Annotated in this window: 24 protein-coding genes and 1 pseudogene; 21 read left to right on the plus strand and 4 right to left on the minus strand. The window is 37.5% G+C overall.

Features of this window, described 5'->3' with window-relative positions; genetic code table 11:
- Window positions 1–138 precede the first annotated feature (138 nt).
- From I6F10_RS18365 to I6F10_RS18415, 11 genes are all read left to right on the plus strand, one after another.
- Window positions 139–444 (plus strand): DUF6984 family protein, encoded by a 306-nt coding sequence (locus I6F10_RS18365; protein ID WP_197099226.1) that lies wholly within the window; start codon window positions 139–141, stop codon window positions 442–444.
- Window positions 445–580: 136 nt separating this feature from the next.
- Window positions 581–739, plus strand: coding sequence for a hypothetical protein (locus tag I6F10_RS18370; RefSeq protein WP_007580891.1), 159 nt, complete (start codon window positions 581–583; stop codon window positions 737–739).
- Complete coding sequence (locus I6F10_RS18375; RefSeq protein ID WP_165744727.1) at window positions 739–1,008, plus strand: hypothetical protein; 270 nt, start codon at window positions 739–741, stop codon at window positions 1,006–1,008. The genes I6F10_RS18370 and I6F10_RS18375 overlap by 1 nt, the downstream gene beginning before the upstream one ends.
- A 254-nt stretch (window positions 1,009–1,262) precedes the next feature.
- Complete coding sequence (locus tag I6F10_RS18380) at window positions 1,263–2,219, plus strand: phosphotransferase (RefSeq protein ID WP_165744729.1); 957 nt, start codon at window positions 1,263–1,265, stop codon at window positions 2,217–2,219.
- 146 nt (window positions 2,220–2,365) lie between these two features.
- Window positions 2,366–2,995: a uracil phosphoribosyltransferase gene (gene upp, locus I6F10_RS18385; RefSeq protein ID WP_002958676.1), complete on the plus strand. Its 630-nt coding sequence runs from the start codon at window positions 2,366–2,368 to the stop codon at window positions 2,993–2,995.
- Window positions 2,996–3,005: 10 nt separating this feature from the next.
- Window positions 3,006–4,244, plus strand: coding sequence for a uracil-xanthine permease family protein (locus tag I6F10_RS18390; protein WP_138490411.1), 1,239 nt, complete (start codon window positions 3,006–3,008; stop codon window positions 4,242–4,244).
- 145 nt (window positions 4,245–4,389) lie between these two features.
- The gene (locus I6F10_RS18395) at window positions 4,390–6,135 is read left to right on the plus strand and encodes an HAD-IIB family hydrolase (protein ID WP_197099227.1); all 1,746 of its coding nucleotides are present in this window, start codon (window positions 4,390–4,392) and stop codon (window positions 6,133–6,135) included.
- Window positions 6,128–7,348, plus strand: coding sequence for a glycosyl transferase (locus I6F10_RS18400; protein WP_165744733.1), 1,221 nt, complete (start codon window positions 6,128–6,130; stop codon window positions 7,346–7,348). The genes I6F10_RS18395 and I6F10_RS18400 overlap by 8 nt, the downstream gene beginning before the upstream one ends.
- Window positions 7,349–7,403: 55 nt before the next feature.
- Window positions 7,404–9,182, plus strand: coding sequence for a sugar phosphorylase (locus I6F10_RS18405; protein ID WP_197099228.1), 1,779 nt, complete (start codon window positions 7,404–7,406; stop codon window positions 9,180–9,182).
- A gap of 168 nt (window positions 9,183–9,350) precedes the next feature.
- Entirely contained in the window at window positions 9,351–9,740 is a 390-nt protein-coding gene (locus I6F10_RS18410) for a cytochrome b562 (RefSeq protein ID WP_149593029.1), read from the plus strand.
- Window positions 9,741–9,822: 82 nt separating this feature from the next.
- Window positions 9,823–10,209 carry an OsmC family protein gene (locus I6F10_RS18415; protein WP_149593028.1) on the plus strand — a complete coding sequence of 129 codons (387 nt, stop codon included), beginning with the start codon at window positions 9,823–9,825 and terminating at the stop codon, window positions 10,207–10,209.
- A gap of 175 nt (window positions 10,210–10,384) precedes the next feature.
- On the opposite strand, the gene I6F10_RS18420 is transcribed toward I6F10_RS18415, so the two are convergent.
- Window positions 10,385–10,648 carry a type B 50S ribosomal protein L31 gene (locus tag I6F10_RS18420; RefSeq protein ID WP_197099229.1) on the minus strand — a complete coding sequence of 88 codons (264 nt, stop codon included), beginning with the start codon at window positions 10,646–10,648 and terminating at the stop codon, window positions 10,385–10,387.
- Window positions 10,649–10,889: 241 nt separating this feature from the next.
- On the opposite strand from I6F10_RS18420, the gene I6F10_RS18425 reads away from it, so the two are divergent.
- On the plus strand, window positions 10,890–11,159 hold the full coding sequence (locus I6F10_RS18425; RefSeq protein ID WP_165723508.1) for a hypothetical protein: 270 nt from the start codon (window positions 10,890–10,892) through the stop codon (window positions 11,157–11,159).
- 323 nt (window positions 11,160–11,482) lie between these two features.
- On the plus strand, window positions 11,483–12,445 hold the full coding sequence (locus I6F10_RS18430; protein ID WP_197099230.1) for a sensor domain-containing diguanylate cyclase: 963 nt from the start codon (window positions 11,483–11,485) through the stop codon (window positions 12,443–12,445).
- A gap of 74 nt (window positions 12,446–12,519) precedes the next feature.
- Here the strand turns inward: I6F10_RS18430 and I6F10_RS18435 are convergent, their stop codons facing one another.
- Both I6F10_RS18435 and I6F10_RS20345 read right to left on the minus strand, forming a co-directional pair.
- Window positions 12,520–13,560 (minus strand): metal-dependent hydrolase, encoded by a 1,041-nt coding sequence (locus tag I6F10_RS18435; RefSeq protein WP_197099231.1) that lies wholly within the window; start codon window positions 13,558–13,560, stop codon window positions 12,520–12,522.
- Between the two features lie 270 nt (window positions 13,561–13,830).
- A pseudogene (locus tag I6F10_RS20345) lies at window positions 13,831–14,078 on the minus strand (LysR family transcriptional regulator); the annotation flags it as partial.
- Window positions 14,079–14,247: 169 nt separating this feature from the next.
- Between I6F10_RS20345 and I6F10_RS18440 the strand changes: the two are divergent.
- The gene (locus tag I6F10_RS18440) at window positions 14,248–14,727 is read left to right on the plus strand and encodes a hypothetical protein (protein ID WP_024595984.1); all 480 of its coding nucleotides are present in this window, start codon (window positions 14,248–14,250) and stop codon (window positions 14,725–14,727) included.
- 22 nt (window positions 14,728–14,749) lie between these two features.
- Here I6F10_RS18440 and I6F10_RS18445 read toward each other — a convergent pair whose 3' ends face one another.
- Window positions 14,750–15,637, minus strand: coding sequence for a LysR family transcriptional regulator (locus tag I6F10_RS18445; protein WP_002958663.1), 888 nt, complete (start codon window positions 15,635–15,637; stop codon window positions 14,750–14,752).
- A 116-nt stretch (window positions 15,638–15,753) separates the two neighbouring features.
- Between I6F10_RS18445 and I6F10_RS18450 the strand changes: the two genes are divergently transcribed.
- The 7 genes from I6F10_RS18450 to I6F10_RS18480 all read left to right on the plus strand — a co-directional run bounded on the left by I6F10_RS18450 (window position 15,754) and on the right by I6F10_RS18480 (window position 21,245).
- Window positions 15,754–16,926, plus strand: a complete 1,173-nt coding sequence (locus tag I6F10_RS18450; RefSeq protein WP_165724023.1) for an MFS transporter — start codon at window positions 15,754–15,756, stop codon at window positions 16,924–16,926.
- A gap of 419 nt (window positions 16,927–17,345) precedes the next feature.
- Window positions 17,346–18,161 (plus strand): 2,5-didehydrogluconate reductase DkgB, encoded by an 816-nt coding sequence (gene dkgB / locus I6F10_RS18455; protein WP_197099232.1) that lies wholly within the window; start codon window positions 17,346–17,348, stop codon window positions 18,159–18,161.
- 78 nt (window positions 18,162–18,239) lie between these two features.
- On the plus strand, window positions 18,240–18,527 hold the full coding sequence (locus I6F10_RS18460; RefSeq protein ID WP_002958660.1) for a putative quinol monooxygenase: 288 nt from the start codon (window positions 18,240–18,242) through the stop codon (window positions 18,525–18,527).
- Window positions 18,528–18,982: 455 nt separating this feature from the next.
- A complete protein-coding gene (locus tag I6F10_RS18465; RefSeq protein WP_165744742.1) occupies window positions 18,983–19,204 on the plus strand; it encodes a hypothetical protein in 222 nt (73 codons plus the stop codon).
- Between the two features lie 94 nt (window positions 19,205–19,298).
- Window positions 19,299–19,643, plus strand: a complete 345-nt coding sequence (locus I6F10_RS18470; protein WP_024595990.1) for a hypothetical protein — start codon at window positions 19,299–19,301, stop codon at window positions 19,641–19,643.
- 294 nt (window positions 19,644–19,937) lie between these two features.
- Window positions 19,938–20,342: a hypothetical protein gene (locus I6F10_RS18475; protein ID WP_002958658.1), complete on the plus strand. Its 405-nt coding sequence runs from the start codon at window positions 19,938–19,940 to the stop codon at window positions 20,340–20,342.
- 138 nt (window positions 20,343–20,480) lie between these two features.
- Window positions 20,481–21,245: a 2-keto-4-pentenoate hydratase gene (locus I6F10_RS18480; RefSeq protein WP_024595992.1), complete on the plus strand. Its 765-nt coding sequence runs from the start codon at window positions 20,481–20,483 to the stop codon at window positions 21,243–21,245.
- Window positions 21,246–21,406: the final 161 nt, after the last annotated feature.

Below are 21,406 nucleotides of genomic sequence, written 5' to 3' on the forward strand. Positions count from 1 at the left end.
ACCCACTTTATATTCTGCATAAAATAAGTAATCGATTGAACCAAAATAGGAACTCAGCTATGGTTTGTTTATCAATAAAAAACAAATAAAAAAACGAGTAAATCTACAGGCTCGTTATGTGTATCTCTTATGCGGAATTTGAATCCAACTGAAATTGTAATAATTACTAAACTGCTTAAGATGGCTAAGTTGGAAGTAGATATTTCCCAATTACTTGTCAATCCAATGAATGATGGTGGAATGGGAAGTTTAGCTATAGGTTATAACTATGACAGCCGTCAACTTGGTCAAGAGATCGCTGAATATATGTTTAAAGATTTGGATGGTACTCCTGTATCGGCAGCGTTAAACATAGATAAGCAAGGGAATTTATACGAGTTGGACATTTGGAAAGTAGATTTTTCTCCAACCCAAATGAGAAATAAACTAGACACCCATCCTTAATTTTGCATTATCCATTTAAATGCCAGTGATCTAATTATGCTGTTAGAATAAACAAGACACCCATCTAAAATTTTCCCTGTACTCTAGGGTGTGCAATCGTTTCTGCTGCGATTTAGATCAAATCGTCCAAGGTGATATGTTAGGGGCTGTGATTACAATGGCCCCATTGGGTGCAAGTAAAATAGTTACGGGGCCATTAAAAGCTGGAAAAACGATCACAAAAAAAGAAATTGCAAAAAGAGAAGCTGGAACAGCTATCTTAACTAATCTGACATTAAATGGTTCGAAAGAGTGATGAAAAATTCAATTTTTATATTGATTGCCGTAATTTGGTTCGTGTTTTCTGGCTTGTTGATTGCTGAAAGATTTGGAATTGGAAATTGGATTGGGAGTCTTATTTTATATTCAATGGGATTTTATTGGATTTATCCATATATATTTTCAAAAACAATGTATTTCCCTTACAGCGCAGAAGCTTTTACAGACAAAGAAGAGAATAATACTAAACGTATGATTTTATTTGCACTCGGTTTACTGTTTTCGAGCATGGTTTCTATGCTATGAATAAAATTAATGTATATGTAGTGGCATAGTGATTTTAGCCATCCATTTAAAAAGAAATACTATGCTCGTAAGCATACAGATTTGGGTGAATAGAATAACCTAAATAAAGTTAATTATGTATTAGCAATAAAGAACAGTTGAATTGAAAATGCACCATTTTCACTTTTATTGCTAATGTATATTCGTTTTGTATTAAGCGAAAAATAATCTTGTTTTAAATTAATTTTACTAAAATAAATAGCAGAACTGTTTACATGGCATTTTACATTCCTTTATTACAACCTCACTTTAAACACATTGAAATTGGCGATACGCTTACATCACTTTGGAGTGGGTGTGGCAATATTGTGCAGTGCCAGCTTGATGATAAGCCATGTGTTATTAAAGCTATTAAAATACCCAGTTATATACACCATCCTAAAATTAAACAAAGCGAATTTGCGCTTAAAAGAAAGCAGCACTCGTATAGTGTTGAATACACATTTTATAAGCTTTATAGCCAGTATTTACCAGTACATGCGCAAAGTATTGAATGTATAGGTGCAATTAATAAAGATGATGAATATGCGCTGGTGTTTAAAAACTTTACCAAACATGGGTTTACTCAAGCAGGGCCACAACATGTTAAAGCTATATTAAGGTGGCTTGCACACTTTCATGCGTTTAACTTAAGTAAACCCGCTGATGGGTTATGGCAGCAAGGCAACTACTGGCATTTAAGCACGCGCCCAGATGAGTTTAATAAACTAAAAAATAACCTTGATAAAAAGTCCGATATTAAAAATGCTGCACATAAAATAGATGAGCAGCTACAAAGTTGTGCGTATAAAACGCTGATTCATGGCGATGCAAAACTTGCTAACTTTGCAGCGAATGAGCGCGATGAAATACTCGGTTATGATTTTCAATATATAGGAGCAGGTTGCGGGATTATTGATGTAATGTATTTTATGACCAGTTGCTTAAGTGATGCACAATTACACGAGTGCGCTGATGAGTATCTTGCGTATTATTTTGATAATTTAAAGGCTGCTATTACTACTTATCATCCTACAGCACCAGCAAGTAAAATAGCTGACGATTGGCTCGCTTTATGGCCTTCTGCATGGGCTGACTTTTATCGATTTTTAGCTGGCTGGAGCCCTGAGCATCAAAAAATAAATAGTTATATGCAACAGCAAGTAAACAGCTGGTTAGCGAGTAACATTTAATAAACACAACGGGTTGATTGCTTGCATAAATATCAAGCAAAACAATACATTTTGGCACGATGTATGAAAATCTCTTTAAAACTACAGGTCAAATGACCTTTTTTAATATAAAATACTGCAAATTCTTGTATCAGTAGGTTTATATCATGGCAATTCACGTTATTTCACACCCTCTTGTTCAACATAAACTAGGCCTAATGCGAGCGCATGGTATTAGTACTAAAAGCTTTCGTGAATTATGTTCTGAAGTTGGAACCTTATTAACTTACGAAGCAACTAAAAACCTACAGTTAGAAGATAACGAAATTACAGGCTGGGATGGCAATAAGTTAAAAGTAGAGCATATTAAAGGTAAAAAAATTACCGTAGTGCCTATTTTACGCGCAGGTCTTGGCATGATGGACGGTGTTATGCAGTTATTACCGGCGGCTAAAGTAAGTGTGGTTGGTCTTGAACGTAACGAAGAAACACTAGAACCAGTACCATATTTTGAAAAGCTCGTTGGTAATATTGATGAGCGCTTAAGCTTAGTTATTGACCCTATGCTTGCAACAGGTGGCTCAATGATTGCTACAATCGATATGCTTAAAAAAGCAGGCTGTAAAGAAATCAAAGTAATTGTATTAGTAGCTGCACCAGAAGGTGTGGAAAAAACACTTACAGCACATCCCGACGTAGAAATATTTACAGCCTCTGTAGATAGCCACTTAAACGAAAAGGGCTATATTATCCCTGGTTTAGGCGATGCGGGCGACAAAATATTCGGTACTGTTTAGGAGTCTTTAAGTGCAAAATAATGACACCTTTTCAATAAAAACTATTTTAACGGGCGCGCAAATGCTGTTTGTAGCATTTGGTGCGCTGGTATTAGTGCCACTTTTAACGGGCTTGGATCCTAATGTTGCGCTTTTTACCGCTGGCATTGGTACTTTGCTGTTTCAGGTAGTGACTAAAGGCCAAGTGCCTATATTTTTAGCTTCATCGTTTGCTTTTATTGCACCCATTATTGCCGCTGTGCAAATGTGGGGCGTGCCAGCCACTATGGGCGGCTTAATGGTGGCCGGCTTTGCTTATATGCTTTTAAGTTTATTAGTGAAATTTAAAGGCGTTGCAACGCTTCATAAAATTTTACCGCCTGTGGTTGTGGGCCCAGTAATTATGGTTATTGGTTTAGCGCTTGCACCTGTTGCTGTAAATATGGCGATGGGTAAAAGTGGCGACGGCAGTATTCAAATTATTGATTACAACAGCGCTATTTATATTTCGTTGTTCTCGTTAGTGGTTACGCTTATTTTTGCAGTGTGGGGAAAAGGCGTATTTAAGCTTATACCTATTCTGGCAGGGGTTGTAGCGGGTTATTGTTTATCGCTTGCAATGGGCGTTGTGCAATTTGACGCAGTAACTAACGCACAGTGGTTTGCTGTACCAAACTTCACATGGCCTGAGTTTAAATGGCAGGCTATTTTGTTTATGGTGCCTGTAGCAATAGCACCTGCAATTGAGCATATTGGCGATATGATGGCTATTAGCCAAGTAACCAATAAAGACTTTTTGAAAAAGCCTGGGCTTCACCGTACTTTGTTTGGTGATGGCCTTGCGACGTCTGCCGCATCATTATTTGGCGGCCCGCCTAACACAACTTACTCAGAGGTAACGGGAGCAGTTATGCTTACCAAAAACTTCAATCCTAAAGTAATGATGTGGACAGCCATTATCGCCATTATTTTAGCCTTTGTTGCTAAAATGGGATCTGGCTTACAGACTATACCTGTACCTGTAATGGGCGGCATTATGATTCTACTTTTTGGCTCTATTGCTGTAGTGGGTTTAAATACATTAGTTAAGTCGGGCGATGATTTAACAGCACCACGTAACTTAAGTATTGTTGCACTTATTTTGGTGTGCGGTATTGGCGGTATGCATATTGGTGGTAGCCAATTTAGTTTAGAGGGCGTAAGTTTATGCGCTATTTTAGGCATTGTGCTCAACCTTGTATTACCTAAGGCGCAGCCTCAAGAGAGTTAATAGTGCACGTAAGTTAAAAATATTGCACCATAATAGCGCATTTTCAATGCGCTATTTTTTTAACCTATTAATAAATATGCAAAAATAATAATGGTCTAGTATCTGCATTTAATTTCCAGAACGCATCGTATGCAAAGGAGTTACTATGTCAGAGGCCAATATTGTGGATATAACCCCGTTTTTAGCAAAACACCAACTGCCTTTAAAGTATCAATATTTGAGTGAGCAATATTTTGTTCCACTTGCGCATGACATCCTCGAATCTAAAAAAACAAATACTCCTATTTTTGTTGCCATAAATGGATGCCAAGGCTCAGGAAAAACAACACTCGCTGATTTTTTAGTTACCTGGTTCTCTAAAAACACACCACTTAACAGTGTTGCATTGTCGATTGATGACTTTTATTTAGCAAAACAAGCACGTAGTGAACTTGCCAAAGACGTACATCCTCTTTTTACTACTCGCGGAGTACCGGGTACTCACGACGTAGCGTTAATGAATAGCACAATAACTAACTTACTGGCAGGAGAGGTAAACGTACCGCTTCCACGTTTTAATAAACACGAAGACGACTGCGTGCCAACAAGTGATTGGCTAACAAACGAAAAGCCAGTTGATATTGTTATTTTAGAAGGGTGGTGCGTGGGCAGTGAGCCACAACCGCTGTTTTCATTGAGTGAGCCGCTTAACGAGTTAGAGCAACAGTTTGATAAAGAAGGCGTTTGGCGCCGCTGTGTAAATAGCTGTTTGGCAAACGAATACAAAGCCGTTTTTAATCTAATTGATTATACCGTTATGCTAAAAGCACCAAGTTTTAGTGATGTTTTTACATGGCGACAAGAGCAAGAACAAAAGCTAATAGCCAAAAAAGGTGAAGGCTCAGGCACCATGACTAACGAGCAATTGGTGTATTTTATTTCTCATTTTGAGCGCATTACGCGTGAGAACTTAAACACACTGAGCGCTAAAGCAAATGCGTTAATTGAACTGGATAGCAACCGAGATATTAGCGGTATGCACCTAACAAGTGATGACACCCTTCAACCTATTATTTTTACAGATTTGGATGGCACATTACTCGATCACGCCGATTACAATACAAATAATATCAGTGAGTTATTACAGCAGCTGCAAAATGCGCATATTCCTGTGGTGTTTAATACCAGCAAAACTTTTTGCGAAGTTATAGAGCTTAAAAACGATTTAAATATTCAACAGCCTTTTATTGTCGAAAACGGTGCCGCGGTATTTATTCCAGAGGATTATTTTGAACTCAAGCCAATTGGTTGTAAAAAAGTAGGCGCTTATTGGTGCTACGCAATGGCAAAGCCGTTATCGAGTTTATTAAATGATTTAAATACTTTAAAGGCGGATTATAAAGCGCATTACAAATTGTTTAGTGACTTATCGAGTGAGCAAATATCAGAGCTTACCGGGCTAAACGATGCACAAGCAAGGCGCGCACAAACTCGCGATTATTCAGACCCTCTTTATTGGTATGGCAACGACGAATTGCTCACAGCCTTTGTAAACGATGTTGAAGCACTCGGCTACGATATAAAAATTGGCGGACGCTTCATTCATATTGCCAAAAATACCGATAAAAGCGCTGCACAGCAGTGGTTAGTTAAACAGTTTACCCATCATTTCAGAAAGCCTCTCACGGTTATAGCACTGGGTGATAGCGATAACGATAAGCAAATGTTAGAACACGCAAATATCGCCATTATTATTGCCAATCCGGCGAGTAAAAAGCCGGTTAAATTGTCGCACAACAAAGCACGATATTCTCAATCACCAGCACCGCTGGGCTGGATTGAAGAAATAACGTCGTTGCCGTGTATTAGCAGTATTTTAAGTATTTCTGAGGAGCAAACATCTCATGGCTGATTTTTATCAAAATGGCATTATTACAACACTACATAATATTGCCGACAGACCAATAGAAGACCTAGAAAAAGAGCTACTTACTTTTAGTAAGCAGCGCCCTATGGGGTTAATACTTCCTTCGTTATTTAGTGAACTTGAAGGCCCTGCGCTGCAAAATATAGTTAGTGAATTACGCGAAGTACCATATTTATCACAAATTACGATAGGCTTAGATAGAGCCGACGAAGCACAATACCGTCATGCACTAGGCTTTTTTAAAGAGCTAAACCAAAATCATAAAGTATTATGGAACGACGGCCCACGCTTACAAGCACTAGATAAAGAATTACAAGAGCTAGGTGTTGCCCCACGCGAGCTGGGTAAAGGGCGTAATGTGTGGTACTGCATGGGCTATAAATTAGCAACAGCGGAAGTGGAATCTATCGCGCTGCATGATTGTGATATTCTAACCTACGATAGAAGCCTACTTGCTCGCTTAATTTACCCCGTTGCGCATCCGCGTTTTAACTATGAATTTTGTAAAGGGTTTTACCCGCGTACTGCTAATGGCAAAATTAATGGCCGTGTATCGCGCTTATTAGTAACGCCACTGCTTCGCTCATTTAAAACAATTTTAGGCAATACCGACTACCTTGAATATATGGACTCTTTTAGATACCCACTTGCAGGTGAGTTTTCGTTTAGACGCGATGTATTAAACGATATTCGCATTCCAAGTGATTGGGGCCTTGAAATAGGCGTACTGAGTGAAATGTATCGTAACTATTCGCATAACCGCTTGTGCCAAGTAGATATTGCCGATAACTATGACCATAAGCACCAAGAACTTTCACTAGATGACCAAAGTGCAGGCTTGTCTAAAATGTCGATTGATATTACTAAGGCATTATTTAGAAAGCTGGCGACTCAAGGTGTTACTTTTACCAGCGAAACAATTCGCTCATTAAAAGCGACCTATTATCGTATCGGTCTAGATTTTATAGAAACGTATCATAACGATGCGCTCATGAACGGGTTAACGCTTGATGTACACCAAGAAGAAAAAGCAGTAGAAATGTTTGCACAAAACATAATGGAAGCAGGGCAACACTTTTTAGAAAACCCAATGGAAGCGCCATTTGTGCCAAGTTGGAACCGTGTTGTATCAGCAATGCCAGACGTACTTGAGCGCTTAAAAGAAGCCGTAGAGCTAGATAACAAAGAATATAGTTAACCTGCGTGCAGGTTAACTAGCCTATAAGTCTAAACAATAAATATTAGGGGCGCATGTGATTTCAGTTAGCGAATTATTTTTACAACGAGTAGAGCAACATCTTCATATTATTTATGAGGGTGTTGAGCTGCCTTTATCGGTTACTGAGCTTGCTCAGCAACTCATTAAAATTATATTAGGTAGCAATGCACTGCGCGACCCGACACCCCATACAAACCGATGGGATGAACAAGATATAGTATTGATTGCTTATGGCGACTCTATTATTAAACACGATGATAGCGAATTTGCCGTATCGAGCCCAATGGAGGCACCGCTTAAAACACTACACAGGTTTATAAAAGAGCAATGTGATATGCAGTTAAATGCGATGCATATATTGCCATTTTACCCGTACAGCTCAGACGAAGGCTTTGCAGTAATGAACTACGTGCAAGTGAACGAGTCCTTAGGTGATTGGGGAGATATTCAAAACATCGCTAAAGACGTAAAGCTAATGGCGGATTTAGTTATTAACCATTGCTCAAGCAGAAGTGTATGGTTTGAGAACTTTTTAAATGATTTACACCCGGGTAAAGATTATTTCAAAACGGCGAGCTTAACGGATGATTTAAGCCAAGTTGTTCGCCCGCGTACGTCATCGTTATTAAATACTGTAACTACGCCAAGCGGCGAAAAACACGTGTGGTGTACGTTTAGTCACGATCAGGTTGATTTTGATTTTGCAAACCCCGAGGTGCTTAAAGAGTTTGTGGGAATAATTCGCCATTATTTAGACAATGGCGTGCGTCTATTTAGACTCGATGCGGTCGCGTTTTTGTGGAAACAGCTTAATACAAGTTGTATTAACTTGCCGCAAACACATGAAGCCGTAAGGCTAATGCGAACACTTATTGAGCACGCAGAGCCGAGCGTAGTTATAATTACCGAAACCAATATTCCAAACCAAGAAAACTTATCTTATTTTGGTAATGCCAACGAAGCGCACAGTATTTATAACTTTGCACTGCCGCCTTTATTGCTTCATACATTACTTAGTGGCGATAGCACTGCAATTAAGCATTGGATGATGAGTATGCCACCTGCGCAAAATGGTACGGCATACTTTAATTTTATAGCCTCGCACGATGGAATAGGGCTCAGACCAATTGAAGGTTTATTGCAACCCAGCGAAGTAGCGTCACTAGTAAGTACTACTATGCAATTTGGTGGTCGTGTATCAATGCGCACCAGTAGCGATGGCACGCATACACCGTACGAGCTAAATATAGCTTTATTTGATGCAATGCAAGGTACGCACAATGGCCCAGATAAGTTTGGCCTTGAGCGGTTTATGTGTGCTCACGCAATTATGTTTGCGCTTGAAGGTATCCCAGGGCTTTATATTCATAGTTTGTTGGGTACAACTAACGACTACGAGCGCTTTGAAAATTCACAGCATAACCGTGCTATTAACCGCCATCGTTGGCAGGAATCAAAGCTACTGGCGGCAATTGGTGAAAAGTACAGTCATCATCATAAAGTGTTTAACGGCATAAAAAGCTTATTGGCAGTACGCAAAAAGCAAAGTGCCTTCCACCCAAATGCTACACAGTTTACGCTGCATTTAGCGGGTGGATTATTTGGTTTTTGGCGACAAAGTATAGACAGACGCCAAAGCATATTTTGTGTTTATAACATTAGCGATAAACCACAAACGCTCACATTGGCCGACTTAAACTTAATTAACACCCAAAAGTGGTTTGATTTGGTGGCAAATAAAACGATTGAAGAAAGCCAATTAACGATAGAGCTAGAACCATACCAAAGCGTGTGGCTGAGTAATATTAAATAAATGCTAACACTTTAAAAAGTCTGCAAATGCAGACTTTTTTATTACCTAAATTCTGTGGTTGTTTACTGTAAAGCCCCTTTACACCAATTAATAGCATATTCTTTCTGTAGAGTTACTTTCGACACTATAATTGATATAATTAGCCCTCTTTTATTTATAGGGTTTTTCATGAAGTATTTTTATTTAGCTATTACGTTACTATTTAGCACGTTGGCTTTAGCCCAGCAGCCAGTCGATCTTGAAATAAATATGAAAAATACCGGACTTGCATACAAACAAGCAGTGCAGGCTACACAGATTGACGAATTTAATACCGCAATCGATGAATTTATTAAGCTGGTAAAAATAAGTAAAACGGCTAAATTTTACAAAAAAGCTGAACAATCATTACAAGGCCTTGATAAAGTGATTGCCCAAGCTGAACTTGCAAAAAAAGCAGCGAACGAGCAGGGGCTAAGTGCGGCAAAAGTACCACTGAAAAATATAGATAACTTACGTAAAAAATATCATGAGTTACATGAACCTCCAGGGGTCTTTGAATTACTGTTCGGTTCATAAACCTAAACACTATGTATCTTTAGGAATTACTTTTAATTAATTGCGTTAAAGGTATCTGCAGCAATAAATATAAGGAAACACAATGGAAATTTCAGTTTCAATGTTAGAAGGCCAAAAACAAAGCGCTAAATTTGGCGACCTAGAAGTAATAAGCGATCAAAGTGTAAATGCTGGTGGCGGGGCTGAATTCCCAGAACCGTTCGATTATTTTTTAGTAAGTATGGTTTTATGTGCAGGCTTTTATGCACGTAAGTTTTGTGAACAGCGAGACATTTCTACCGAGGGTATGACCCTTACACAAAATAATGAAAATGTAGACGATAATGGTAAAAAGTTATTCTCTATTGAAATTAATTTACCTGATGGCTTTCCTGTTAAATATAAAAAAGCACTTATTGCTGCTGTAAATACCTGTACAGTTAAAAAGGTGATTCAAGCCGTTCCTGAGTTTTCGGTAGTGGTTAAATAACTACAAATAAACTATAAAAATACCGCAGAGGAACATATAACCTCGGCGGTATTACTACAACAAATTAGTTACTAACTCTTCATACTTTTATTGCTTTAAACTAAGTTTTTATAATCAGCAAGTTATTTGAGCTTACAATACAAAATCCTAAGCGCACCCAAGCATGAAAAAACTATCAATCAGCTTTTTTAGCCGTAGATAGGTTTTTAAAACGACGATTAAATTGTGCCACACGGCCATCAGTTGCGACTGTTTTTTGTTTGCCAGTGTAAAACGGATGCGAGTCGCTCGATACATCGATAGGTACATATGGATAAGTTTTACCGTCTATTTCTACTGTGCGGCTTGTTTTAATGGTTGAGCCAATAATAAAGTAAGAATCGGCAGCAGTATCGTGAAAAGCAACCACTTGGTAATCAGGATGAATATTTGGTTTCATAATACGCCTCAATAAGTGATATGTGATAACGTATCATTTTAATTTAACGTATTTATTCTCTCATTGCAAATTATTTAAATGCTCCCCAAAAAGGCCATAGTTGCTGGCTATTTGCGCAAACAAATCAAAAAATAAGCACTTGAATCAAAAATGCTGGCTATTGGCGTTTAGGCTGTTATAACTATATTTAAGAGTTAAAACGTTAACAAATACGGTTATAAAGTTATTACAGAGGTTATGTATGAGTGACGCAACACAACAACAAGAACAAATTGACCAAGGGGTGATGGAAACCCTACGAGAGCGCGACCACAGTACCTTGGCGCAACAAGTAAATCCGTTAACTTGCAACCACAATGATATTGTAGAGTTACTAGCAAGGTATATGGCGCTAAGCGAGCAAGAAGATGATGAGCTGTTTGATACTTGGTTTGATAACCTAACTAAAGAGCAACATACTGTTTTAAAAATATTTGAAGTTTACCGTGGACAATATGAGCACCAAAATTAAAGTGTTTATTTTTGTAAGTATGCCAAATCCAGTGGTTATTTAAATAAAACTAAATAGTCACTACTACTTTTTAACTAGAAAGTAGTAATGTTGTATCAACCACTACTCCCACCTGTTTTCATCATAATTTTTTGCGGATTTAATCTAATCTTTATTTAGGTACGACTTACTGATATTCATAAGTATTTATTGCTATTTTAAGGTAATGTTCTAGTTTTAATAGACAGACTGTTTATAATTTAAATAAGTTTATGGGTTATATACTCGAAAATATTCGCTCCCATTTCGTAATTTATAAAACACTTAAAATTAATTGAGCTTTAATGATTAAACCTGAGATCCCAAGTAACGAAGCAGAGCGATTACATGCGTTAAAAACATTAAAAATTCTAGATACGTCGCATGAAGAGCGCTTTGATCGTGTTACTCGTATTGCCAAGCGTATGTTTAATGTTTCTATTTCATTGGTTACTTTAATTGACGAAGACCGCCAATGGTTTAAATCTAGGCAGGGGCTTGATGCGCCTGAGCTTCCTCGCGAAACCTCATTTTGTGGCCATACCATAAATCAAGACGAGCTATTAATAATCCCAGATACAGCCCAAGATAAAAGGTTTTTTGATAACCCTTTTGTTACAGGCGATCCTAAAGTACGCTTTTATGCTGGCTTTCCTTTAAAATTAAGGCAAGGGGTTATTATAGGCACTTTATGCCTTGCCGATAATAAACCTAGACACCTTAATGATGAAGAAAAACAATTACTAAGAGATTTAGGCACGTTAGTCGAGCGAGAGATTCAATCGATTCAACTAGCCACAATTGACGAGTTAACAAAAATCTCTAACCGACGTGGCTTTTTAAACTTTGCCGAGTATACGCTAAATATATGTAGGCGAAACAAAGTATCAATGTCGTTTATAGTGTTTGATCTTAATAAGTTTAAACAAATTAATGATATTTATGGGCACCACGAAGGCGATTTTGTATTGAATAAATTTGCGCAAATTATGCTTAGTTCATTTCGTGATTGTGAAGTAATAGGTCGACTTGGCGGTGACGAGTTTGTAGTAATGTTAAGTGACTTAGATGAAACAAAAGCTGAGTTTGTTTTACAAAGGTTTGCGGATGCAATAGCGCATGCTAATAATATTTTAAATAAGCCTTACAAAATTGATTACAGTGTAGGAGTAACACACTTTAAACACGATACAAATAAATCGGTTGAGGATATGATTCAAGATGCTGATTGCGCTATGTATCAGCAAAAAAAGCAGCAATCACTTTAGTGAGCTATTTAGTTTAATTGCTGCTTGAACTTCACTTAACTCCCTCATGCTAGTACGAATCTTATAATAGGTAGTTATTGGCTATTGCAGTCATTTTTTGCAGCGGGTGATGCTAAAGACACATTTGGTTGCCAAATCCTGTCCCATATTTTATGAAGATTGTTTAAGTTTGGTCTTTGACTTATTTTTTCAAAGTTACCAATGCTCACCTCTGAATCATTTTTTTGACCCACTACAAAATTAAACACATAGTTGCACTCCATCCCCATACGTAAATCAGAAAGTACAATATTGCTTTGCTGTTGGCGCACCGAATAAAACCCTTTAGTAAACCACTGCAAGCGTTTTATAGCCCATTCATCGCTAATATTATTTAACAATGAAGGCGTTGTTCGATAAGCCGTTAATGTAACATCGCTGGGCGCGTCAAATACTGATGCATAACCTTCGTAGTATTGCCCGTCAGACATCACAACAATACGCCACAGTAAAGTGGTTAGCGGTGCAGGTGTACTAACATACGCATTTACTGGTATTTGCCTGTTGTTGAGTGCTGTTTTTACTTTGTTATCAATATTTACTTTTAAAATTAAAGCGCAAAATAAATATAAGCTACTTAAAACTAAGGTCACTGCATTTATACGATAAGCCGTTGTTGGTTTTATTTTGGGTATTAGCGTACATATTACGCCAATTAATAAAGGAAGCGTGTAAGCGGGGTCAATAATAAACACGCTAGAAACTGCAAAGGGGTACTCAGTAAAAGGCCAAAGTAGTTGTGTACCGTATACTGTTAGGCTGTCTAATATGGCATGTGTAGATAAACTTAAAAATACCAGCCAAAACCAGCGCACTTTATAAGTTTTCATTCCGGTGTGTATTTTTAATATTAGCCATACAATGAGCGGGCTAATTAATAAATGTATTAATAACGAATGGCTAAAGCTACGGTGGTAAGTAAATGCTTCTACAGAGCCACCATAAGGCAAAAATACGTCTAAATCAGGAAGTGTGCCTAAGATAGCACCCCACAAAACGGCTTTTCGACCTATTTTATTGCCTAATACCGCATAACCTACAGCACTACCTAATGCTACCTGCGTTAAAGAATCCATGTTGATTAATACCTTTAATTACTACTTTTATTATTTATACTTTTTGATTATTAAAAAGCGTCAAAAAATCGGTTAAAACGTTTAATAAGCATATCAATATCAATATTAATACGCAGAACTTATAAACTAAGCCTAGGCCTTATAAAATCTAAAAACGCCACAATTCGCGGTGATACCGCATTTTTTCGCCGCTGCTTGCGCTAAGCGAAAACGTAAATAAAATGAGTTTTACTAACGGCCAAGTTTACGAGCATGTAAGTTCGAATCTTATAAATCACCAATACGTATGGCTAAGTCTGTTTTATGCTCGAGTAAATTAATAGTACTGCCGTGTGAGGTTATATCAAGCGTTATGTGAGGGTATTACTTAGCGAATTCACCAATTAAAGGCGTAAGTTGATGCAATACAAAAGGGTTTGCCGAATCTATTAGCTGCTTGCCATTTGGCGATTGTTTTAAAGCTTTATGGCGTTTTCATCTGTGCATAAAATATTTAGCCTTTCGCAGGCGTATTTTAAAAGTATAGCTTTCCTAGCATTTTAAATTAAGTAAAATAATACCCCGTGGCGACTTATAAATCCTGTTGCCGTTTAAAGTACGGACGGTCAATTTGTTACCATGTTTGGAATGATAATTGCTTCTAATTATAAAAATAAAGTCGTCAATTTTTAGACACATGAGGCAAAAATGAATTTTGGAACTCTTTCTTCACAGTTATACAATGACAATAGCTATTCGAATCTAAGTAATTTAAATAAAAACACTGTAAAAACGGATGATCCTAGTAAAAGTCCAGAGGCTAAAGCAGACTCTTCTTTAAATAAAGACGCCGAAAAAACTACGAGCTCTACTGCAGCTACTGAAGACGCAAAGTCTATCATTAGCAGCGAAACAGAAGATTCGAGTGACAATTCAGCAGTTCAAATGAATAAAGCGATCGAGTCAATTAAAGATTTACAGAGTAAAATAAGAGAAATGACCAATAGTTCTGATACGCCCACAGGGGAAGCGATAGAAGAGCTAAGCGAACTTAAAAAGCAACTCGATAGTGAGCTATCGTCGATACAATTGACAGTGCGAAAAAATGTATCTACTTTAATGGATTCAATGTTTTCATCATCTTCAGATAATAAAAATTCAGGTTTGCTTTTTAATAACCAAGCATAATTTAACTTGCTTTTTAATATAGTTATAAGCTTAGTCGTGGCTTTATAAAATCTAAAAAAGCCACAATTCGAGACGATACCGCACTGTTTTTATAATACACGGCTTGTACAACCTCTCGGTTATTAGGAGAGCTAACTGCACTGGGTAACACTTCAACTAATTTACCTGTTTTTAGGTCATTGCCAATCATAAAGTGAGAAAGTAGTGCCACACCTTGATTTGCAATACATAGTTGGCGCACTGTTTCGCCGCTGCTTGCGCTAAGCGAAAACGTAAATAAAGCGGGCCTTACTAACGGCCAAGTGTTTAATTTAGGGGAGTCACTAAAACCAATTATTTTGTGATTTTGTAAGTCATCTATTTGCGTAATTGTTGCGTTGTTTTTTATATATTCTGGGCTGGCTACAATACGTAACTGGCTGCTGCCAAGTTTACGAGCATGTAAATTTGAGTCTTTTAAATCACCAATGCGTATGGCTAAATCGGTTTTATGTTCAAGTAAATCAATAATGCTGTCGTGTGAGGTTATATCAAGCGTTATGTGGGGGTATTGCTTGGCAAATTCGCCAATTAAAGGCGTAAGTTGGTGCAATACAAAAGGGCTTGCCGCATCTATTCGCAGCTTGCCACTTGGCGCGTGTTTTAAAAGCTTTATGGCTTCTTCACCAGTATAAAGCGTATTTAACCCTTCGCGCGCATATTTTATAAAAGTATGGCCTTCTTCGGTAAGCTCTAATCGGCGCGTTGTTCTGTTTAGTAAAGTGCATTGCAGTGTATTTTCAAGGCGTGATACAGCTCGCGACACTTTAGCCACCTGTTGATCGAGCAAATTAGCCGCTCCCGAAAAGCTTCCACAATCTACTACCGTTATAAACGTTTCTAAATCTTCAGTTTTTGAATGAACTGCCATAAGTATACCAACACCATCTTTGCATTATTAACAAAAGTATTTTGTCACTAATGCTATTTTTTGCAAATGATATTTTAGCCAAACTACATTCTTCAAATATTAATGAGGATATAACTATGCCATTGGCTTTGTGGGCGCTTACCTTAAGCGCATTTGCAATAGGAACAACTGAGTTTGTAATAGTGGGATTAGTACCCACCATTGCAAACGACTTAGGCGTAAGCCTACCTTCAGCAGGTTTGCTTGTAAGTTTATATGCGGTTGGCGTTGCCATTGGTGCGCCGGTGCTAACAGCTTTAACGGGTCGTTGGAATCGTAAAGTGGTACTAATAAGCTTAATGGGCTTATTTGTTTTAGGTAACTTACTTGCTTGGCAAGCGCCAAGTTACGAAACATTAATACTTGCGCGCATTTTAACGGGGCTTGCCCATGGTGTGTTTTTTTCAATCGGATCGATGATTGCCACAAGTCTAGTAAGCAAAGACAAAGAAGCCAGTGCAATAGCCATTATGTTTACCGGGCTTACTGTAGCACTAGTAACTGGTGTGCCACTAGGTACATGGATTGGACAACACTTTGGTTGGCGTGCAACGTTTTTAGTTGTGTCGGTATTAGGTTTAATTGCATTAATCGGCAGCTCTATTTTAGTACCAAAAAACTTAAAACAATCAATACCAGCGACGTTTAAAGAGCAACTACAAGTAATCGTAAAACCGCGTTTATTACTGGTGTATTTAATGACGATATTGGGCTATGGCGGCACGTTTACAGCGTTTACTTATTTAGCACCTATTTTAGAGCAACAAACAGGTTTTGCGCCTTCGGCTATTGCCTTAATAATGCTTGTTTACGGTGTATCGGTAGCGATAGGTAATATTTGGGGTGGAAAGTTGGCCGACAAACGCGGCCCAATTAGTGCACTGAGCATTATATTCAGCGCTTTGAGTATTATTTTACTGATATTTACCTTTACGATGGAATCAAAAATTGCCGCTGTACTTACTATTTTAGTATGGGGCGCATTTGCTTTTGGCAATGTGCCAGGCTTGCAACTTTATGTTGTAAAGCAAGCACAAAAGCACACGCCAAATGCGGTGGATGTTGCATCAGGTTTGAACATAGCCGCATTTAATATTGGTATTGCACTTGGCTCAATTATTGGCGGTAGCGTAGTAGAGAACATGACCCTGCAAGATACAGCATGGATAGGCGCCGTTAACTCTGTTTTAGCACTTGGTGTTACACGCTACAGCGGTATGCTTGATAAACGTGAAATTCAGCAAGCATAAAGCCTTAGTAGGGTCTGTTGACCTTTTAGGATTAAATTTGTTCAATCTAGGGAGGATTTAATCACGGAGCGAGGTTTGTAACCTAGTGGGCTAAGTAAAAATCGAGGGACAAAGAGTAAATCCACCCTAGGAAGAACCTACAGGCAGCGCGTATTTGGCATTTATGCTGCGTTATCGCCTATTAATGTGGAACAACCACACTGCATAGGCTCTGCCTTGCCTAAATACCAAATACACTGCTGCAAATGTAATCTCTAAAGATTAACAGACCCTGACCTTGAAACTAAAATTAATGACCTCATACTTGTTATGAGGTCATAGATTTTTAAGTGACAGTCGTAATAAGAAGTAAAAGGTGTATTTCGTAAAACTTCAGAGAAGTTTGTATTTCAAAACCGATTATTTTATAAGGATAAACCATGACAAAACGTGTAATAGAAATGCCAGAACTAGGTATGGGAACATTACGCTTAGAGGGCGACACTGCCTATAACTCAGTAAAAATGGCACTCGAAGTTGGGTTTCGCCATATTGATACCGCACAAATTTATGGCAACGAAGAGCAAGTAGGTCAAGCCATAAAAGATAGTAATATTCCGCGCAGTGAAATATTCTTAACCACCAAAGTGTGGAATAACAAATTAAATAAAAGCGACTTTATCCCAAGCGTTAAAAAGTCACTTGAAAAGCTACAAGTTGATTCGGTCGACTTACTGCTAATTCATTGGCCATCGCCTGCTAACGACGAGCCAATGAGTGAATACCTCACTGAATTACTAAAAGCGAAGCAGCTTGGTTTAACTAAGCACATTGGTGTATCAAACTTCACCATTGCAAACTTAAATGAAGCAATGCAAACACTTGACTCGCGTGAAATATTTACCAATCAGGTTGAGGTTCACCCATATTTAACTAATACTAAATTGCGTGCATTTTGTGCTCAGCACGATATACACGTGACAGCGTACATGCCATTTGTAGTAGGCAAAGTACTTAAAGATCAAACCATTATCGATATTGCTAAAAAGCACGATGCAAGTCCAGCACAAGTTGTTTTAGCATGGGTTAACGCAAGCGGCATGACGACAATTCCATCATCAACTAAGCGCAAAAACTTAGAAGATAACTTTAACGACCACGTTAAGTTAGATGATGAAGACATAGCCCGCATTGATGGTCTTGATTGTGGCGACCGCCAAGCAACACCAGACTTTGCGCCGCAGTGGGATCAGTAAACTTACCTCAAACGCAAAGTTAAACTAAATATTTTAAGGTGTAGATTATCTACACCTTAACTTTTAAAAGGAATACACATGTTAACGGTTATAGCTGCACTGTCGTGCAAAAATATTGATGCAGATGTGATGCTTACAGCACTTGAAAACTTACAAAAGTCATCGCGCCAAGAAGTAGGGTGCTTACGTTATGAACTATCTGTAAAAAGTGATGATGAACATACCGATTATGTTGTTAGCGAACAGTGGGCGTCTGACGAGCACTTTGAAGCGCATAAAAACGAGCCACACTTTAAAGCATTTGGTACGCAAGTTACTGGGCTTTTAACCAATAGTAGTATTGATGTATATAAATCAATTGGTTAAATTCTTTTTATAGTGCCTATTATGGTACGTATTAAAATACTTAGCTAAATTACATATCATAAAGTAAATACTCAAATAGGTGCTGTTATCTTACATCACCTTTTATTCTTACACTCCAACCTGCCTAAATACCCAACTTCGCCAATATCAATGAAACCTATTAGGACTCTTTTTGTTAATTCGCATTCGTAGTGCTTCGAAATCAAAAGAGGTTCATAACTTTATTAAAAGTCGTTTTGGTATCACAACCCACTCTAATAAATAGCCTATTTAATTTGTTGTTTACATTAAAGTTCTCTGGTGTAAATTATAGAAATATAACATGGCATTTTAGTCAGCCGTAAATAGTTCGAGTGGTACTGAATAAGAGACTCAAAATAGCAAACTATTTATATATTTTTTGTGTGTTATATTTTTAGAGCTGAGTTAATTAAACTAATAATGGAGACATGGGTATGGAAATTAATAAATCTAATCAATCTATTCTTATTTTTGTAATCCCTTTATTAGCTGCGTATTTTGGATCAAAAGTTATATTTCACTTATTTTCTTTTGAGTATCTTGTGTTTACAGATACTTTTGACATTCTAAAGCTACTCATTGATATTAGTGTATTTGGAGTGTTGTTCTATATTAGTTCGCTGGGCGTTGGTTATGTCATCAGAGCTAAAACATAAGTTTTTAATCATTAGCTGGTAAATTGCTAGCTAAAAAATCACAGCCAATAAAGCCTTAACAGCTTTAAACTGTATAATTTATATGGAGATAATAATGAAAAAATTAATCGCAATCGTAGCGTTGTTAGGCTTTGCTTCATTTGCACAAGCTAATGATAGTTTTGTAGTGAATGCTAAATTTTATGATAATAAAAACTTAATTGGCTCACCTGTTTTAGTAGTCAATTCAAATGAAGAGGCGTCAGTTTCAGTTGATAATTCGTATAGTTTTGCTCTTACAGTAACGCCAATTGATGAGCTTACTGTTAGTTTAGCAACTGACCTAAAACTAGGTGGAAAACATATGGCTCCCTCTTTAGTTGTTGAACTAGGCAAAGAAGCAAGTATTAATATTGATGGTAAAGAGCTGTCAGTTTTAGTAAGCAAATCAAGCAGCTAATAAGTTAAAAACTAGGAATATAATTAATGAGAAACTCAAGAAATGAGATAGTAAAATATGGAGTCTCTTTTGGTACGGCCCTAGCAATTGCTATTTCATGGAGTGCTAATGAGTCTGTGTTATGGGCAATTTTGCACGGTTTTTTATCTTGGTTTTATGTTATTTGGCATGTAATTACGCGATAAGTGTTTTCGCGTGTGCACTGATTGATTATGTAGATTGCGGTCAATGTTAATACTCGAGCAATTACCATCTAAAACAATTAAGTTAAAAATATAAAAGGAATAATTAATAATGAAAGGTGCGGGTGGAAGCTCTGGTGGTATTGGGCATTTTTTTATTGGTTTGATTATGATGTGCGGTGGCTTTTATATGCTGCTAAACGCAATTTCGGTGACCTCTAATTTTGGACTAAGTTCTCGCATTTATAGTGTTAATGCTTTAGGTGGCTTTGGCGTTACAGGCGGCATGGTTATGATCCCGTTTATTTTTGGTGTAGGTCTGATTTTTTATAATTCTAAAAATATTTTAGGCTGGGTGCTATCTCTTGGCTCGTTAACCGCACTCATATTTGGCGTTATATCGAGTGTTCGATTTAGTATGCGAACTATGACGTCGTTTGATTTGATTGTTATTATAATTTTAGCGTTTGGCGGCTTAGGGCTGTTTTTACGTTCGCTTAAATCTATTGATACTTAAATAATTACCACGCTTTGTTTTAAATACAATTTTAATTATAGGCATTTAACATGATGTTCCAATGCCTAAGCTAATACATTAATAATGTAACCCTTCCTATTTACTGCTTAACCAGTAACGTATTTTAAAGAGATTTATGTGAACAACTCAATACAGCTAAAACTAATTGCTACTCACTTATTAGCACAAAGAGAAGAAAACCCAGCACGTTCAAACTTTCCTAAAGAGTTAGTACTAGACTCGACTGACGATGCGATAGAAGTACAAAAGTTGATGATTTATTTAAATGATCAAACCGTATATGGCTGGAAGTGTATGCTGCCTTTAGATGATGGCTCAATTATATTAGCGCCTCTTTTACATGCACCTATAAAACAAGCTGAAAATTGCCCACTGTATACAACAAACAATAAAGCGCTTATTGAACCAGAAATTGCATTTATTTTGCAAAGCGATTTACCAAGTAATAAAACCTATACAAATGAAGACGTAGATACTGCATTTGCCAGCGCCCATTTAGCACTTGAGCTTATTCAAAAAAGGTTTGATGAAGACACTCCAAGCACTCACATTGAAAAGCTGGCCGATGGCCTATCTAATCAAGGCGTGTATTTAGGCCCGCAAATAGATAAAGCCAAAGCATATAACGCAAGTACTGTAAATATCAACGTTAAGCAAACTGAGCTGGAGTTAAACTTGGCAGGTGTGCACCCTGCAGAACTTGCGCAGCTTCCTCTTTATTGGGCGGTTAATTACTTATCAGCAAAGGGAATTAACTTAAAAGCAGGGCAAGTGTTTATAACTGGTTCTTACTGTGGTGTGGTTGAGCTTAATACCAATGAGGAAACATGTATTACATATGAAGATTTAAATACTTTTAATGTGACATTTTTATCCCATTAAGCGAAGTACTCATTTTAACGGTCATAATAAACACAACCCACTAATTAGCTGTCTCTTATACACAAATCCCTGCTAAGAAATTAGCGGGGATTTTTTTGAACTAAATCTCAATGTCATGATCAGATCTTCAAATCTTGTTTGAGGGCACATTATGATTAACG

The organism is Pseudoalteromonas sp. SWYJZ98, from assembly GCF_015864495.1.
Classification (GTDB): domain Bacteria; phylum Pseudomonadota; class Gammaproteobacteria; order Enterobacterales; family Alteromonadaceae; genus Pseudoalteromonas; species Pseudoalteromonas distincta.

What these genes read in the sequence shown, in the direction of transcription:
- I6F10_RS18370 (WP_007580891.1), top strand. Translation starts at nt 581, where the DNA reads ATGTTAGGGGCTGTGATTACAATGGCCCCATTGGGTGCAAGTAAAATA.
- I6F10_RS18375 (WP_165744727.1), top strand. Translation starts at nt 739, where the DNA reads ATGAAAAATTCAATTTTTATATTGATTGCCGTAATTTGGTTCGTGTTT.
- I6F10_RS18380 (WP_165744729.1), top strand. Translation starts at nt 1,263, where the DNA reads ATGGCATTTTACATTCCTTTATTACAACCTCACTTTAAACACATTGAA.
- upp (WP_002958676.1), top strand. Translation starts at nt 2,366, where the DNA reads ATGGCAATTCACGTTATTTCACACCCTCTTGTTCAACATAAACTAGGC.
- I6F10_RS18395 (WP_197099227.1), top strand. Translation starts at nt 4,390, where the DNA reads ATGTCAGAGGCCAATATTGTGGATATAACCCCGTTTTTAGCAAAACAC.
- I6F10_RS18400 (WP_165744733.1), top strand. Translation starts at nt 6,128, where the DNA reads ATGGCTGATTTTTATCAAAATGGCATTATTACAACACTACATAATATT.
- I6F10_RS18410 (WP_149593029.1), top strand. Translation starts at nt 9,351, where the DNA reads ATGAAGTATTTTTATTTAGCTATTACGTTACTATTTAGCACGTTGGCT.
- I6F10_RS18415 (WP_149593028.1), top strand. Translation starts at nt 9,823, where the DNA reads ATGGAAATTTCAGTTTCAATGTTAGAAGGCCAAAAACAAAGCGCTAAA.
- I6F10_RS18420 (WP_197099229.1), bottom strand. Translation starts at nt 10,648, where the DNA reads ATGAAACCAAATATTCATCCTGATTACCAAGTGGTTGCTTTTCACGAT.
- I6F10_RS18425 (WP_165723508.1), top strand. Translation starts at nt 10,890, where the DNA reads ATGAGTGACGCAACACAACAACAAGAACAAATTGACCAAGGGGTGATG.
- I6F10_RS18430 (WP_197099230.1), top strand. Translation starts at nt 11,483, where the DNA reads ATGATTAAACCTGAGATCCCAAGTAACGAAGCAGAGCGATTACATGCG.
- I6F10_RS18435 (WP_197099231.1), bottom strand. Translation starts at nt 13,560, where the DNA reads ATGGATTCTTTAACGCAGGTAGCATTAGGTAGTGCTGTAGGTTATGCG.
- I6F10_RS18440 (WP_024595984.1), top strand. Translation starts at nt 14,248, where the DNA reads ATGAATTTTGGAACTCTTTCTTCACAGTTATACAATGACAATAGCTAT.
- I6F10_RS18445 (WP_002958663.1), bottom strand. Translation starts at nt 15,637, where the DNA reads ATGGCAGTTCATTCAAAAACTGAAGATTTAGAAACGTTTATAACGGTA.
- I6F10_RS18450 (WP_165724023.1), top strand. Translation starts at nt 15,754, where the DNA reads ATGCCATTGGCTTTGTGGGCGCTTACCTTAAGCGCATTTGCAATAGGA.
- dkgB (WP_197099232.1), top strand. Translation starts at nt 17,346, where the DNA reads ATGACAAAACGTGTAATAGAAATGCCAGAACTAGGTATGGGAACATTA.
- I6F10_RS18460 (WP_002958660.1), top strand. Translation starts at nt 18,240, where the DNA reads ATGTTAACGGTTATAGCTGCACTGTCGTGCAAAAATATTGATGCAGAT.
- I6F10_RS18465 (WP_165744742.1), top strand. Translation starts at nt 18,983, where the DNA reads ATGGAAATTAATAAATCTAATCAATCTATTCTTATTTTTGTAATCCCT.
- I6F10_RS18470 (WP_024595990.1), top strand. Translation starts at nt 19,299, where the DNA reads ATGAAAAAATTAATCGCAATCGTAGCGTTGTTAGGCTTTGCTTCATTT.
- I6F10_RS18475 (WP_002958658.1), top strand. Translation starts at nt 19,938, where the DNA reads ATGAAAGGTGCGGGTGGAAGCTCTGGTGGTATTGGGCATTTTTTTATT.